14 protein-coding genes and 2 riboswitches are annotated in these 15,515 nt (G+C 66.7%); of the genes, 6 read left to right on the top strand and 8 right to left on the bottom strand.

The window, feature by feature from the left end; genetic code table 11:
- The first annotated feature begins 1 nt into the window (after position 1).
- Positions 2–262, top strand: coding sequence for a WhiB family transcriptional regulator (locus tag ACZ46K_RS11965; RefSeq protein WP_054805724.1), 261 nt, complete (start codon positions 2–4; stop codon positions 260–262).
- Positions 263–286: 24 nt separating this feature from the next.
- On the opposite strand, the gene ACZ46K_RS11960 is transcribed toward ACZ46K_RS11965, so the two are convergent.
- From ACZ46K_RS11960 to ACZ46K_RS11945, 4 genes are all read right to left on the bottom strand, one after another.
- The gene (locus ACZ46K_RS11960) at positions 287–1,063 is read right to left on the bottom strand and encodes an ABC transporter ATP-binding protein (protein WP_054805723.1); all 777 of its coding nucleotides are present in this window, start codon (positions 1,061–1,063) and stop codon (positions 287–289) included.
- 22 nt (positions 1,064–1,085) lie between these two features.
- The gene (locus tag ACZ46K_RS11955) at positions 1,086–2,048 is read right to left on the bottom strand and encodes a FecCD family ABC transporter permease (RefSeq protein ID WP_464749295.1); all 963 of its coding nucleotides are present in this window, start codon (positions 2,046–2,048) and stop codon (positions 1,086–1,088) included.
- A gap of 86 nt (positions 2,049–2,134) precedes the next feature.
- On the bottom strand, positions 2,135–3,145 hold the full coding sequence (locus ACZ46K_RS11950; RefSeq protein WP_464749294.1) for an ABC transporter substrate-binding protein: 1,011 nt from the start codon (positions 3,143–3,145) through the stop codon (positions 2,135–2,137).
- A 90-nt stretch (positions 3,146–3,235) separates the two neighbouring features.
- Positions 3,236–3,432, bottom strand: a riboswitch (cobalamin riboswitch).
- 1 nt (position 3,433) lies between these two features.
- On the bottom strand, positions 3,434–4,327 hold the full coding sequence (locus tag ACZ46K_RS11945) for an SDR family oxidoreductase (RefSeq protein ID WP_054805730.1): 894 nt from the start codon (positions 4,325–4,327) through the stop codon (positions 3,434–3,436).
- Between the two features lie 121 nt (positions 4,328–4,448).
- Between ACZ46K_RS11945 and ACZ46K_RS11940 the strand changes: the two genes are divergently transcribed.
- Positions 4,449–4,619 carry a hypothetical protein gene (locus tag ACZ46K_RS11940; protein ID WP_199233391.1) on the top strand — a complete coding sequence of 57 codons (171 nt, stop codon included), beginning with the start codon at positions 4,449–4,451 and terminating at the stop codon, positions 4,617–4,619.
- A 99-nt stretch (positions 4,620–4,718) separates the two neighbouring features.
- Positions 4,719–5,237 (top strand): Rv2732c family membrane protein, encoded by a 519-nt coding sequence (locus tag ACZ46K_RS11935; protein WP_054805729.1) that lies wholly within the window; start codon positions 4,719–4,721, stop codon positions 5,235–5,237.
- 25 nt (positions 5,238–5,262) lie between these two features.
- Here ACZ46K_RS11935 and cobF read toward each other — a convergent pair whose 3' ends face one another.
- Both cobF and cobN read right to left on the bottom strand, forming a co-directional pair.
- Positions 5,263–6,012: a precorrin-6A synthase (deacetylating) gene (gene cobF, locus ACZ46K_RS11930; protein WP_054805722.1), complete on the bottom strand. Its 750-nt coding sequence runs from the start codon at positions 6,010–6,012 to the stop codon at positions 5,263–5,265.
- Positions 6,009–9,605, bottom strand: coding sequence for a cobaltochelatase subunit CobN (gene cobN / locus ACZ46K_RS11925; RefSeq protein WP_464748405.1), 3,597 nt, complete (start codon positions 9,603–9,605; stop codon positions 6,009–6,011). Before cobN ends, cobF begins: the two co-directional genes overlap by 4 nt.
- A 53-nt stretch (positions 9,606–9,658) precedes the next feature.
- A riboswitch (cobalamin riboswitch) is annotated at positions 9,659–9,875 on the bottom strand.
- Between the two features lie 13 nt (positions 9,876–9,888).
- Here cobN and ACZ46K_RS11920 point away from each other — a divergent pair.
- From ACZ46K_RS11920 to ACZ46K_RS11910, 3 genes are read left to right on the top strand one after another with little or no spacing between them, the layout of a single operon-like run.
- Positions 9,889–11,067 carry a cobalamin biosynthesis protein CobG gene (locus ACZ46K_RS11920; protein ID WP_464748403.1) on the top strand — a complete coding sequence of 393 codons (1,179 nt, stop codon included), beginning with the start codon at positions 9,889–9,891 and terminating at the stop codon, positions 11,065–11,067.
- On the top strand, positions 11,064–11,714 hold the full coding sequence (locus ACZ46K_RS11915; protein ID WP_054810418.1) for a precorrin-8X methylmutase: 651 nt from the start codon (positions 11,064–11,066) through the stop codon (positions 11,712–11,714). Before ACZ46K_RS11920 ends, ACZ46K_RS11915 begins: the two co-directional genes overlap by 4 nt.
- A complete protein-coding gene (locus ACZ46K_RS11910; protein WP_464748401.1) occupies positions 11,711–13,231 on the top strand; it encodes a precorrin-2 C(20)-methyltransferase in 1,521 nt (506 codons plus the stop codon). The genes ACZ46K_RS11915 and ACZ46K_RS11910 overlap by 4 nt, the downstream gene beginning before the upstream one ends.
- 53 nt (positions 13,232–13,284) lie before the next feature.
- On the opposite strand, the gene ACZ46K_RS11905 is transcribed toward ACZ46K_RS11910, so the two are convergent.
- Together ACZ46K_RS11905 and ACZ46K_RS11900 are read right to left on the bottom strand one after the other, a co-directional pair.
- Positions 13,285–13,833, bottom strand: coding sequence for a TetR/AcrR family transcriptional regulator (locus ACZ46K_RS11905; protein WP_054806660.1), 549 nt, complete (start codon positions 13,831–13,833; stop codon positions 13,285–13,287).
- 7 nt (positions 13,834–13,840) lie between these two features.
- Positions 13,841–15,280, bottom strand: coding sequence for an MFS transporter (locus tag ACZ46K_RS11900; RefSeq protein ID WP_464748399.1), 1,440 nt, complete (start codon positions 15,278–15,280; stop codon positions 13,841–13,843).
- Between the last annotated feature and the right edge of the window lie 235 nt (positions 15,281–15,515).

Genomic DNA, 15,515 nt, shown 5'->3' with positions numbered 1-15,515 from the left:
CATGCGCGACGAACGACACCTCGATCCCGACGTCCACTGGTGGGCACAGGCCGACTGCCGGTTCTTCGGCCCGTCGCCGTTCTTCGGACCGGACACCGAAACACCCACGGAGCGGTTACGCAGGGAGAACCACGCCAAGCGGATCTGCGCCGGTTGCCCCGTCGTCGACGAGTGCCTGCGATACGCGGTCGACACCGGCGAACAGTTCGGGATCTGGGGTGGCACCTCGGAAAGGGAACGAAAATCACTTATCCGTGCGTGATTTCGGCATCCAGGACCACCTGAATCACGCACGGGCAGCATAGCTGCAGAGCCTGTGATAGCGGATGACAGGTACCCCGTCGTCGACTGTTACCGTTGCGCGCACCCCGTAGACCTGCTCGATCAGGTTTGCGGTCAGCGCCTCGGACGGAGTGCCGTGCGCAACGATGCGACCATGCGAGAGCACCACGACCCGGTCGCAGAACATCGCCGCGAGGTTGAGATCGTGTAGCGCCACGTAACTGGTGACCGGCAGCGCCACGACCCGTTCGAGGATGTCGAGCTGATGCTGGATATCGAGGTGGTTGGTCGGCTCGTCGAGCAGCAGTTCCTCGGGTTCCTGTGCGAGGGCTCGGGCGATCTGCGCTCGCTGACGCTCCCCACCGGACATCGAGCGCCACAGCCGGTCGGCGAACTCGACCATCCCCGTCACGGCAAGCGCCCGACCTATCGCAGCTGCTCCGCCGTCGTCGCGTCCGAACATGTCCGCGTGCGGGATACGACCGAGGCGCACCACATCTCGCACCCGAATGTCGACCTCGGTGTGCGCGTGCTGCCCGACCATCGCGACCCTGCGCGCCAGATCCCGCCGACCGAGGCTCCCGATGTCCGTCCCGTCGAGAGTCACCGAGCCTTGATCTGGACGATCGATGCCGGCCAACAGACGCAACAGCGACGACTTGCCCGATCCGTTCGGACCCAGCAACCCGATCGTCTCCCCCGGCACCGGGTCGATCGTCACATCGTCGATCACGAGATTCCCGCCGCGGCTCCACTGCAGCGACTTCGCGGACAGTGTCACGGCGTACTCCTCGTACGGAATGTCACGGCGTACTCCTCGTACGGAACAGGATCAGCGCGAAGGCCGGCACGCCGATCAGAGCGGTCACCACACCCACCGGAACCTCCTGCGGCGCGAACACGGTGCGGGCCACCGCATCCACCCAGACCATGAACACCGCACCCACCACCGCAGTCACCGGCACCAGGTGACTGTGCCGGGGCCCCACCAGGAATCGTGCCGCGTGCGGCAGGACAAGACCGACGAAGCCGATCGCGCCCGCAGCACTCACCAGGACAGCGGTGATCAGCGCGGTCACCATCAGGAACATCAGTCTCGTCCGGCCCACCGAGATACCGAGTGTGGCGGCCGTCGACGACCCGAAGGTGAACGCGTCGAGAGCGGAAGCCCGGAACAGGCATACCAGGATTCCCAGCGCACACACCGCTCCGCAGAGCAGGACATCGTTCCAGGTGGCTCCGGACAGCGACCCCAGCAACCAGAACAGCACCCCGCGGGTCCGCTCGGCATCGGCAGACGAGATGACGATGAACGACGTCAACGCCGAGAACAGTTGTGTTCCCGCGACACCCGCCAATACGACGCGTGAGGTCCCACCACCTGCGCCGGTAGCGAGCAGCAGCACGAGTGCGAACGACGCGAGCGCACCCAGGAACGCACCACCCGACAGCGACACGGCACCGCCCCCGATGCCGAGAACCGCAATCATCACGGCACCGGTCGATGCGCCGGACGAGATACCCAGGACGAACGGATCCGCCAGCGGATTGCGCAGCAACGACTGCATGATCACACCGCACACCGCGAGACCTGCGCCGCACACCGCGGCAAGCAGGGTCCGAGGCAGTCGCAATTCCCACACGATTCCTTCACGGATCGCGCTCACCGAACTGTCGGCCACACCGATCCGATCGAAGATCACCGCATACACGTCCGACACGGACAGTTCGGCGGGACCGATCGTGACGGTCACGGCGATCGACATCGCCAGGACAACGAGCCCGAGCGCGACGACGACCGTCGCGACCGGGGCACGCGCGGCGGGCGACCGAGATTTCGTCGCCGACACCATCAGCCTGCGAGGTTCCACTCGCGCAGTGCGCCGGCGACCTTCTCGATTCCGTCGACAGTGCGGATCGACGGGTTCATGTCGGCACCGTTGACCACGATGTACCGCTTGTTCTGCACCGCCGTCAGACGCTGCGTCACCGAATTCGACTCGAGGAATTCGATCTTGCTGTCGAGTGCGTCGCCCGCGATGCTTCGCCGACTCAGGTCGCCGAGCACCAGAGCTGCGGGATCCCGGTCGAGGATCGACTCCCAGCTCACCTGCGGCCACTCGTTGGTGGTGTCGTCGAAGACGTTCTTCGCGCCGACGGAGTCGGTGATGATTCCCGACGATCCGCAGCAGCCCGCGACGTACGGGGTGGCGGTGTCGGCAAACCAGTAGGCCAGCGACACTCCCGATGCATCGACCTCCCCCGCGGCGGTGTCGTACCGCTGCTGGAGTTCGGCCACGAAGTCCTCTCCGCGTTCGGTGACATCGAAGATCTCGGCGAGCTGCCTGATCTCCTTGTACACCGCGTCCATCGTGAGGGGCTCGGTGCGGTTGCCGTCGGAGTTGACGCTGTTGTCGTCCTTGCCATCGCAGTCGGTGGGCGACAGGTACGACGGAACCCCGAGCTGCTCGAACTGCTCAGGTGACGCGACACCCCCCTCTCCGAGAGTGCCGCCGAACGACGCCGACACGAAGTCGGGTTCGGTATCGAGCACCACCTCGAAGGACGGATTGTTGTCGGCAAGGCGCGGGACCTTCTCGTTCTCGGCCGCGAGGTTCTCGCGCACGGGGTCGGTCCAGGTCGCGGTCCCGACCATACGATCGGCCAGGCCCAGTGACAGCAGGATCTCCGTCGACCCCTGGTTGAGCGAGACAGCCCGCTGCGGCGGCGCGTCGATCGTGACCTCGCGACCACAGTTCTGGATGGTCAGCGGGTAGGACGTCGATCCCGACGCGGCGCTGGTCACCTGCTGATCGGTGCCGTCGGAGTTGGTGTCGCTCGACGAGCAGCCTGCAACGGTCATCGCCACTGCGACTAGTGCGATGCCTGCGCGCAGCACCGTCTGCCGCCCCTGACGGGCGGAAAATATTGAATCGATCATGTCCATCCTCGTGGTACTGCTTCGGCCGACGCAGGTGTCCTGGCTCCCGGATCGATGCTTTCCCCCGGCCTTCCAGCCCTTACGGCCGTGACCATGAAATCGGAGGTCAGCTCCTCGGTGACAGTTGCGGGACAGCCCCGGATTCACACCGGTGTTCCCTACGTCGGGTCACACAGTACAAGACCCGAGCGTGCGCACTCCCCGGCGCAGTCAGGCAAATGGCACGCCACCGGTCACCGCAACTACCTCACCGGTGATGTAGCTCGACTCCTGGGAGGCGAGGAAGACGTACGCCGGGGCGAGCTCGGCGGGTTGCCCCGGACGGCCGAGAGGAACGTCGGCACCGAACTGCTGATAGGCGTCGCGGGTCATCGTGGCCGGGATGAGCGGCGTCCAGATCGGTCCGGGTGCGACCGCATTGACGCGGATCCCCTTCGGAGCGACATCCGCGGCGAGGCCCCTGGTGAAGTTCACGATCCCGGCCTTGCTGGTCGCGTAGTCGAGCAGGCCGGGAGAAGGGCTGGTGGCCTGGATCGATGTGGTGTTCACGATTGCGGAACCCGGAAGCATTTCGGCCACCGAATATTTGCAGAGCCAGAACGGCGCGTACAGGTTCGTCTTCATCACGCGGTCGAACTGGCCGGTGGTCATGTCTGCGATACCGCCAGGTTCCATGTGCTGGTAGGCGGCGTTGTTGACGAGGATGTCGATCCCACCAAGTTCGGACACGGTGGTGCCGACCAGTTCGCGGCAGAACTCCTCGGACCGGATGTCCCCCGGTGCCGTCACTGCTCTGCTCCCCGCTTCCTCGACCAGCTCCGCAGTGCGGCGCGCATCATCATCCTCGTCGAGAAAACTCACGACGACGTCGGCGCCTTCTCGCGCGAACGCAACGGCCACGGCCCGCCCTATGCCCGAATCTGCGCCGGTCACGAGAGCGCGCCTGCCGTCGAGACGGCCACTGCCCCGATACGTGTGCTCCCCGTGGTCCGGCTCCGACACCATCTCGGAGGTGCGCCCCGGATACCGGATCTCTTCCTGTTCGGCGAGCGGTGGCGTCTGGTACTGCTCCCCGGGGTGCTGCATGCGGTACTGATCTGACATCGGATCCTCCCGGACATCGTGTGTGCCTTCTCCGTACCCGGTCGACCACGGCGGCACACACGGTTGGAGACGGCAGCTTCGGGGTATGCGGGCAGGCACACCTCGACGGAAGGACACCGGCATGAGCGCACACAAGGATCCGGAAACGGCCGGCACCGCGCGCGGCAAGGACGGTACACCGCCCGACGTGGTATCCGATCCCGCGCAGTCGACGGAGCAGGACTCCTCCGACTGGACGGATGAGGGCGGCGCGACACCATCAGGACCTGCAACCGATACCGACAAGGACTGACGCCTCTACCCACCCGGGGTTTACCCTGGTGATCGACACCTTCCACCGGGTCGAGCAGGGGCGGCCATAATGGCTTCTCGTGTGGTCGAACGAGGAGGCATGCACGTGAGTGAGAACCTGTCGGCGTACCGGAACGACTTCACGCGAATCGAGAAGCGGATCGCCGGGGAGTTCGACCCCGGGCGACGGCGCTGGGTGCTCGCCGGGTGCATCGGGTTGCTGATCATCGGGCTTGCACTTCCGCAGACGTCGTCGGCCTGGTCGTGGACGGTTCTTGCGGGCTGGTTCGGCGACACTACTGCGGTCTCGATGCTGATGCAGGTCTTCACGACATTGACCGTGGTGTTCGGTGTGCTGGTCTCTTCTACCGCGCTGTGTCTGCGCCGCTGGCGGCTGGCGTCGGCGGCGATGCTCGGCTGCGGGCTCGCGTCGCTGTTCGGGCTGTTGGGCTACTGGTCGCAGGCGGGGATGATCGCCGACGGCCCACATGCGCCGGGCATCGGCATGATCCTGAACTGGCTCGTCATCATCGCCATGACATCGCAATGGCTGCCGATCGTGCTCAGCAAGTCCCCCACCGACACGCGGCCGCGGCCGACGCTGATCCGGTCACACTGAACGGTATGCCCGGCTGCTACGCAGCTCATCCTGCGCGGCGCAGCAGATAGGTGTCCATCACCCAACCGCGCGCAGCCTTGGCCCGTGTCCTCGCAACGTCGATCGCGTCGAGCACGTCGCCCAGCCGACCCGCGACGAGTTCCTCGTCGCTCGTCCCCAGATTCGCGCCCCACCAGATGTCCCAGTCGTCGTCGAGCTCGCGGCAGGCGAGCCGCCCGTCGAGCATGACAACGATGTTGTCGGCGCCCGACGCGGCCTCCGCCCCGAGTCGCCGACCGGTGGTGATCGTGACCGGCCCACCGATCCTGTTGAACACCAGACGATGTCGGGCCGCGAGAAGCGAAATGCTGCTCACACCGGGAATGACGTCGTAGTCGATGTCGAGAACACCGCGGTCGCGAATTCGCTCGACGACGCGAATGGTGCTGTCGTACAGGCTCGGATCTCCCCACACCAGGAATCCGACGGTCTCGTCGTCTTCCACATTCGAGCGAAGCACCTCTTCGTACGCCTCGGCACGCGCAGCATGCCAGTCGCGCACTTCCGTCCCGTACCGCTCGGGCATGCGGTCGCGCGGCGGATCGGGCACCACGATCGTGCGGTACTGACCGGTGGTGTGCCGGCGCAGGATCTGTTCTCGTACCGACACGAGATCGTCGACGCCTCTCGCTTTGTCGGCGACGAGGAACACATCGACGCTCTCGAGCGCCGCGACTGCGGCGACTGTGAGATCGTCCGGGCCACCCGGTCCGATCCCGATCAGCCGCAACCTCATCCGCGATCCTCGAGATCGCCTTCGACGTCGAGGTATGCCTGCTGCAGCGCCTTCAGGGTTTCCGGGTCGGGCTCGGCCCACAGTCCACGATCGGACGCCTCGGTGAGGCGTTCGACGATGCCACGCAGTGCCCACGGATTGGCTTCGCGCAGGAACTGCTGGTTCTCGGGGTCGAGTGCATAGTTCTGGGCCAGGGACTCGTACATCCAGTCCTCGACCACACCGGCGGTCGCGTCGTAGCCGAACAGGTAGTCGACCGTCGCGGCGAGTTCGAACGCACCCTTGTAGCCGTGCCGACGCATCGCGGCGATCCAGCGCGGGTTGACGACGCGCGAGCGGAACACGCGCGCGGTCTCCTCGCTGAGCGACCGGGTGCGCACGGTGTCGGGGATGGTCGAGTCCCCGATGTACGCCTTGGGGTCGTTGCCCGTGAGCGCACGCACCGTGGCGACCATGCCGCCGTGGTACTGGAAGTAGTCGTCGGAGTCGGCGATGTCGTGTTCGCGGGTGTCGGTGTTCTTGGCGGCCACTGCGATCCGGCGGTAGTTGGCCCGCATGTCGTCGGCCGCCGCCACACCGTGCAGATTGCGTCCGTACGCGAAGCCACCCCACGCGGTGTACACCTCGGCGAGGTCGGCGTCGGTGCGCCAGTTCCCGGAGTCGATGAGCTGCAGAATCCCGGCACCGTACGAGCCCGGCTTGGAACCGAAGATGCGGCGTACCGCCCGCTCGGAGTCGCCGTGCTCGGCCTCGTCACGCCTGGCATGGGCGCGGACGTAGTTCATCTCGTCGGGTTCGTCGAGCGCCGCGACCATGCGGATCGCGTCGTCGAGCATGCCGATGACGTGCGGGAACGCATCGCGGAAGAATCCGGAGATGCGCACTGTGACATCGATTCGTGGACGGCCGAGCTCCTCGAGCGGTACGACCGTGAGTTCTCGGACGCGCCGGGACTCCGGGTCCCATTCCGGGCGGACGCCGATGAGCGCAAGCACCTCGGCGATGTCGTCGCCGGCAGTGCGCATCGCGGACGTGCCCCACACCGACAGCCCCACCGACTGCGGGTGTTCCCCGGTGTCGGCCAGATACCGCTCGACGAGTGCGTTCGCGAGCGCGACACCGGTGTCGTATGCAAGGCGGCTCGGCACGGCCTTGGGATCGACGGTGTAGAAGTTGCGCCCTGTGGGCAGCACGTTGACGAGGCCGCGCAACGGCGAGCCCGACGGCCCGGCCGGAACATATCCGCCGTCGAGAGCGTGCAGGACAGCATCGAGTTCGTCCGTGGTCTGCGCAAGACGTGGCACGACCTGTTCGGCGGCGAAGACCAGCACGCGCGCAACCTCGGTATCGGCGTGACCGAGAACGGATTCGACGGATCGCGGGACGGATTCGACGTTCCAGCTGCCATCCTCCATCGCCTGCACGAGCGCACGGGCCTGGGTTTCGATCGCATCGACCTCGGTCAGCGGCGCGTCCGGCTTCAGGCCGAGTGCGGTCCGCAGGCCGGGCACCGCGTGACTCTTTCCGCCCCACACCTGGGCGGCGCGCAGGATCGACAGAACCAGGTTGACGCGGGCCTCGCCGACGGGGGCGGCGCCGAGCACGTGCAGACCGTCGCGGATCTGCGCGTCCTTGACCTCGCACAACCACCCGTCGACGTGCAGGAGAAAATCGTCGAATTCGGCGTCGTGCGGGCGATCGTCCAGTCCCAGATCGCGATCGAGTTTCGCGGCCTGGATCAGCGTCCAGATCTGCGCGCGGATCGCGGGCAGCTTCGCCGGGTCCATCGCCGCGATGTTGGAGTACTCGTCGAGCAGTTGCTCGAGACGCGCGATGTCGCCGTACGACTCGGCGCGCGCCATCGGCGGAATCAGGTGATCGACGATCGTGGCGTGGGCGCGACGCTTGGCCTGCGCACCCTCGCCCGGGTCGTTGACGAGGAACGGGTAGATCAGCGGCAGATTCCCGATCGCGGCGTCGGTCGCGCACGAAGCCGACATGCCCGCGTTCTTGCCGGGGAGCCACTCCATCGAGCCGTGTTTGCCCAGGTGGACGACCGCGTCGGCACCGAAGCCTCGTTCGACCCAGCGGTATGCGGCGAGGTAGTGGTGCGACGGCGCCATGTCGGGATCGTGGTAGATCGCGACGGGGTTCTCACCGAATCCGCGGGGCGGCTGGATCATGAGCACCACGTTGCCCGCCTGCAGTGTGGCCAGCACGATCGCGTCACCGTCGACGAACAACGACCCGGGGGCCTGTCCCCACGCCTCGGTCATCGCATCGGTGAGCTCGGCGGGCAGGTCCATCGTCCACTCCACGTAGTCGGATGTGGTGACCCGCACCGGATTACCGGCGAGCTTCTCGGCAGTGAGCCATTCCTCATCCTGCCCACCTGCGTCGATCAGCGCGTGAATCAGGGTGTTTCCGGCTTCGGTGTCGTCGGCGAGGTCCATGCCGGGGAAACCGGCACCGAGGTCGTATCCGAGGTCACGCAGTGCGCGCAGCATCTTGATCGCCGACACCGGGGTGTCGAGACCGACGGCGTTGCCTACACGTGAATGTTTGGTGGGATATGCCGACAACATGATCGCGATGCGACGCTCAGCGGTCGGGACGTGCCGCAACCGGGCGTGCGCGACCGCGATTCCGGCGACGCGGCGACAGCGTTCGGGGTCGGTGACGTAGCGGGGCAGACCGTCGACGTCGAGTTCCTTGAACGAGAACGGCACCGTGATGATGCGGCCGTCGAATTCTGGGACTGCGATCTGGGTGGCGGAGTCGAGCGGGGATACGCCGTCGTCCGAGTCCGCCCAGCTGTCGCGGCTCCACGTCAAGCAGAGGGCCTGCAGGATCGGAATATCGAGTGCGGCAAGGGCTCCCACGTCCCACGCTTCGTCCTCGCCACCGGCGCTGACAGTAGCGGGCTTGGTGCCCCCGGCGGCGAGCACGGTCACGACCAGGGCGTCGAGGGTGCCGAGTTCGGCGAGCAGATCGTCGGGAGCGCCGCGCAGTGAGGCGCAGTGCACGACCACGGCGTGCGCTTTACCGGTGGCGTCGATCGCGTCGGCCAAATCGTGCGCGAACTGTACGTTTCCGCTGGTGTGGTGGGCTCGGTAGAACAACACACCCACGCGTGGCAGCGACTCCACAGCCGGAGCGGGACGGTCGAGCACACCCCATTCGGGTAGCTCGGCCGGCGGTTCGAACCCCTCACCTCCGAGCAGGACGGTGTCGGACAGGAACGCGTGGAGTTGTGCGAGGTTGGTGGGGCCGCCGTGGGCAAGATAGCGATGCGCCTCTGCGGCGGTGCCGATCGGCACCGTCGAGTAGCTCATGAGCTCCGCGTCGGGGGTCTGTTCACCACCGAGGACGACGACGGGAACACCCCGCGCGAGCACTGCATCGAGGCCGTTCTGCCAAGACTTGGCGGAACCGAGAATCCGCACGATGACCAGGTCGGTGCCGTCGAGCAGCCCGCCCAGGTCGGTATCCACGTCGAGGCGCGACGGGTTTCCGACCGCCCAGTCGGCGCCACTGGCACGGGCCGACAGCAGGTCGGTGTCCGACGTCGACAGCACAGCGAGGCGCGTCACGACGCACCGCAAAACCCAAGGCACACGGCCATGTTCGGTCTCCAAAACCCTCGTGGACTACTCATGCCGTGGCCGGTCTCCTGGCTGACGGATCATCACTGCTGCGCCGACCTTCCCGGACTCGCGTCCAGTGGTCTCCGTCCCGGCTGGCCGGAACGGACGAGGGCGAGCAACTACCCGCTCACAGTGGCGAGGGCCGCGCCGGTTTCTCACCGGCTTCCCGTAACCACGACGTCGCCAGCGTAGCGCACCGTTTCCTGAGGATGTGCAACCATGTGCACCCGTGGAGCACGTCTCACCCGAACTTCCCCCCGATCGCTGCCCCGGCCTGCTGCGCCCGCATCTCGCGGCGGACGGGGCGCTGGTGCGCCTCCGCGCACCCGGGGGGCGTCTACCGTCCGGCGGGCTCCGGCGGCTCTCCGCCGCCTCACAGACGTTCGCCGACGGCGACGTGCACCTCACATCACGCGGAAACATGCAGGTCAGAGGCGTTTCACTCGACGAGTGCGGCAACGTGCCCGCCGGCCTGGTGGACGCGATCGCTGCAGCAGGGTTCCTGCCGTCGCCAACCCACGAGCGGGTGCGCAATGTGGTCGCATCACCCCTGTCGGGGCTCTCCGACGGGTTCGCCGACATCCGGCCACTGATCGGCGCGCTCGATACCGCGCTGTGCGCAGAACCGGTCCTCGCCGACCTGCCCGGCCGGTTCCTGTTCGGTCTCGACGACGGGCGCGGCGACGTCGTCGGACTCCGCTGCGATCTCGCAGCCGTCGCTCACAGGGCGAGCGGAGCGACGGGGGATGATGACAGGGCGAGCGGAGCGACGGGGGATGACGACAGGGCGAGCGGAGCGACGGGGAACGATTCCGACAGGCATACGATGCGGATCGTGATCGGCGAACTGGGCGGTCCGACGGTACCGGTGTCGCAGGTCGTCGACACTCTGATCGGCCTGGCCCTCGAGTTCGCGCAGATACGAGGGCCGCTCTGGCACGTGCGACAGTTGCCGGAAGCCGGCGTCGAACTCGGCGGCAGCGGTCGGGCTCCCGCACTCCCGCCGTATTCGATGCCGTACGGAGTACTCGGCGGTGCGGTATCGGCGCTGGTCCCGCTGGGAATCCTGTCGCCGTCCATGGCCGCGGCACTGCCCGACGACGACGTGATCGTCACACCGTGGCGCGGCCTCGTGCTCCCTTCCGGCGCCGATCCTGGGGCGCTGTCCGACGCGGGCTTCGTGTTGTCGGACGACTCCGCGTGGCCGAGGGTCACCGCATGCACCGGGTCTCCCGGGTGTAGCCTCGCCCGAGGTGATACCCGGGCTCTGGCCCGCCGCACCGCCGCCTCCGACACCACAGCTGACCGTATTCATATCGTCGGTTGCGAACGCGCCTGTGGTGCACCGAATTCCCCGCACACCCTAGTTTTTTCCAGTCGCTCGACGTCACACAGGAGCTCGACGTGACCCTTCAGCCACCACCGCGCCGCTACGAGTACGAGACGGACGGCGCCGAGATCTACGTCCGTTCGTTCGCGACGATCCGCGCCGAATCCGATCTCGCAGCGATCCCGGGTGACGCGGAGAAAGTCGCGGTGCGGATGATCCATGCCAGCGGCCAGACCGATCTGGCGAAGGATCTGGTGATCCATCCCGATCTGGTGTCCGCCGCCCGCACGGCTCTGAATGCAGGCGCGCCGATCATCGCCGATGCGAACATGGTCGCCGCCGGGGTCACCCGTAGGCGGTTGCCCGCAGACAACGACGTCCTGTGCCTGCTCGGTGATCCTCGTGTGCCGGAACTCGCGCAGCAGTGGAACACCACGCGCTCGGCCGCGGCCGTGTCGCTGTGGGCGGACCGGCTCGAGGGCGCGGTCGTCGCTATCGGTAACGCGCCCACCGCACTGTTCCACCTGCTGGAGATGCTCGATGCCGGTGCGCCGCATCCTGCGGCGATCGTCGGCGTACCCGTGGGATTCATCGGCGCCGCCGAGTCCAAGGAAGCTCTGATCGCGCACGCTCTGCAAATCCCACATCTAGTCGTGCGCGGGCGGCGGGGTGGTTCGGCCATGGCGTCGTCGGCGCTCAACGCACTTGCCCAGGAGGCGGAATGACCGGCAGGATCTACGGTGTCGGGCTCGGCCCCGGCGACCCGGAACTCATCACCCGTAAAGCTGCACGACTGGTCGCCGAAGCCGACGTGATCGCCTACCATTCGGGCACGCACGGCCGCTCGATCGCGCGGGGCATCGCTGCCGAACTGATCCCGGACGGGGTGATCGAGGAGAAGCTCGTGTATCCCGTCACCGTCGGCACCACCGATCATCCCGGAGGGTACGACGGGGCGATCGCCGATTTCTACGACGAGTGCGCCGCACGACTTTCCGTTCATCTCGATGCCGACCGCACCGTCGTCGTACTGTGCGAGGGAGACCCACTGTTCTACGGCTCCTACATGTACCTCCACGACCGACTTTCGAAACATTATGCAGCCGAGGTAATTCCCGGCGTCACATCGTTCTCGGCCGCAGCAGCCGCATCTGCAGAGCCGCTCGTGCGGCGCACCGATGTGCTCACCATCCTCCCGGGCACTCTCCCCGAGCCCGAATTGGCAAGGCGGCTGGCCGATACCGACGGTGCGGTGATCATGAAGCTGGGTCGCACATTCGAATCGGTGCGAAACGCACTGGAACAGACGGGTCGGCTCGACGATGCCGTGTATGTCGAGCGCGCAACCATGGCCGGACAACGCATCGTCGCCGCTGCCGACGTGGACCCCGATACGGTGCCGTATTTTTCGGTGATCCTCGCAGCAGGCGACAAGGCTCCCCGCAATCGTGGAACAGTCGACCGGTCACGCCCGGCCACGTCCGAGGTCGCCGCACCTGTCGAGACACACGAACTTCTGGTGATCGGACTCGGCCCCGCCGACGACAGATGGCTCACGCCGGAGGCGTCGGCGGCGCTCGCGTCGGTCGATCACGTCATCGGGTACGGGCCGTACGTCGATCGAGTTCCCGTGCGGCCGGGCCTGCAGCGACATTCGAGTGGGAACACCGTCGAGGTCGATCGCGCCCGGTTCGCACTCGATCTGGCATTGTCCGGAGAGAAGGTCGCCGTGGTGTCCGGCGGTGACGCCGGAGTGTTCGGGATGGCGTCGGCAGTGTTCGAGGCGGCGCAGGACGACAAGTACGCGTCGGTACCGATCCGTGTGCTGCCGGGGGTGTCGGCGGTGCAGGCCGTCGCTGCCCGCGCGGGCGCACCCATCGGTGGCGATTTCGCGGTCATGAGCCTGTCGGATCGGCTCAAGCCGTGGAGGGTGATCGAGAAGCGGCTCACCGCAATTGCCGAAGCCGATCTCGTACTGGGGATCTACAACCCCGCGTCCCGGTCGCGGACGACACAGGTCGCCGATGCCCGATCGCTTCTCCTGCAGCATCGGCCAGGCGACACGGTCGTCGTGATCGGGCGGGACGTGGGCCGGCCGGGTGAGTCGCTCGAGGTCACCACTCTCGAGAAACTGGATCCCGCGAGCATCGACATGAAGTGCCTACTGATCATCGGTGCGGCCGGAACGTCGAGCACGCCGTCGGGCGCAGTGTGGACAAGACGGTTCGTGGAAGTCGACTGACACAGTGCATTCGCAAGTTTCGTCCGTCGGGCGTCGTGGACCGCTCCGGGGACTCAGATGCCAGTGTCGTCGATGACGTGCTGCACGAGCGCACCGTACGCCTCGATCAACTTCGCGCTGTCGATCGCCTGGGGCGTCAGGATCTCGAAGGTGCGCAGGCCGCTGGCCAGGCCCAGCAGCAGCGTCACGACCATTCGGGCACGCGCCTTGTCGGCTGTCTGCTCGCCGATGACCGCAGCGATCCGGGGCACCACTCGTTCCGTCATCTTCACGCGGGCCACCTCGGGATCAGGAGCTTCCTGCACGAGATACGGGGCCATTGCCCAGAATTCGTAGTCTCCCGAGTTCCGGCGTTCGACGATGGTCCGCACCAGCCGGTATCCGGGCGGTTCCTCAGCGGGATCGAGGTCGGCGAGTCCGGGAGATTCGGGCGCAGCAGCCTGGAAGAGCTCGGCCTTACTGCCGGTCAGCTTCATCACCAGGGCGGGTGAGACACCGGCCGCCTCCGCGATGTCCCTGATGGTGGTGCCGTTGAAACCCCGCTCGGCGAACAGCGGCCGGGCGGCGTCGAGAATGGTGTCGCGGGTCGTCCGTTCGCTCATCGCCGACTCACGCCGCCTCGGCTGCGTCGGCGACCGGAGGCGTGCACACCGGCCGATGCTTCGGCAGGAGCACGGCGCACACCATGGCGACGAACGTGGACGAACCCGCGATCACGAAGATCACGATGATGGCGCCGTGCGCGGGGAAAGTCGTGCCCGCCGCGTCGATGGTGATACTCGCGAGCAACGCGGCGACCACCGCGCTCATGCTCGACATCCCGATGGTGCGCAGAAGACTGTTGAGGCCGTTCGCAGCCGCAGTGTCGGTGACCGGCACCGCACCCATGATCAACGCCGGCAGGGTCGCATAGGCCAAGGCGTTGCCGATGCTGACCATCGCCGCGCCGATGATGATCAGGACGACGGTGTCGTCCCAGGCGATGCGGAAGAGGTAGGCCGCCGTCATGACCAGCGTCCCGAGCGTGAGGGTGAAGCGTCCACCGAACCGCATGGTGAATCTCCCGGCTATCGGCGAGGTCAGGAACATCGCCACGCTACCGGGAATCATGCACAGCCCGGCGGTTGCCGCGCTGAGCCCGAACCCGAAACCGGTGATCTCGGGTAGCTGCAACTGTTGCGTGGTCGCCAGCAGGCTGGCGTACGCGGAGAATCCGATGAAGAGCCCGGCAAGGTTGGCGAGCAGCACCGTGCGCCGCGCCGACACGCGCAGGTCGACCATCGGGGCCTTCACTCGCAATTGATACGGCACGAAGACGGCCGTGATCACGATGGCCGCCGCGAAGCACGCGACGGTCTGCGCACTCGACCAGCCCCACGCCGGGCCCTTCGAGATCCCCAGGAGCAGAGCTGTGAGAGCGAGCGACAGCAACAACGCACCGAGGATGTCGAAGCGGCCGCGGGTTCCCGTCGCGGATGCGGGGACGATGAGCAGGATGCCCGCCGTGAGCATCGCTCCGACCGCCGCAGACACCCAGAAGACGGACGTCCAGCCGAAGTTGTCGTACAACGCGCCTGCCGCCGGCATGCCCAGTGCACCACCGATTCCCATCGTGGAACTGGTGAGCGCCACAGCCCCGGCGACCTTTTCGCGAGGAAGCACATCGCGCAGGACTGCCATCGCTACCGGGATGAGCGACGACGAGAATCCCTGCAGGCCGCGTCCGATGAGAACGAACAGATAGTCGCCTCCGATCGCCGCGATCAGCGCACCAGCGACCATCATCGACAACGACAGCACCAGCATCCGGCGCTTGCCGTACATGTCGGCCATCCGGGAGACGATGGGCGTGGCCACCGCTCCGGTCAACAAGGTGATGGTGATGAGCCAGCCGACATCACCCGCGGTGACGTCGAGCAGCTCCGGGAGATCCGGAAGCAGGGGTACCACGAGGGTGGTCTGCAGTGCCACGACGAGACCCGCCGCGCTCAGCAGCGCAGTGATCACACCGCTGGACACCGGGCTCCGCGACGGGGTCGCTGCATCCATCCCGATCCTCCATCGTCGACTCCGGTGAACGACGTTCACCCATGCAGTGAACGACGTTCACCCCGCGAGTGTCAACCACCCGGCACGTCCCGTTCCGCGACGTCACACGGCACACCCGGGCCCCACACCTGCGAGAAGAACATGCTCACTTCGAGAGAATGTGATTGACACCTCACTTCGCGGGGTGCTAGACACTTGCTCAGCATCCACCGAAGGCCGAGGTGAGAATTTCTGT

The sequence above is a fragment of the Rhodococcus sp. JCM 9793 genome (assembly GCF_055380405.1).
Note: the sequence above shows the minus strand (reverse complement) of the source record. Positions and strands in the feature narration are given on the sequence as shown.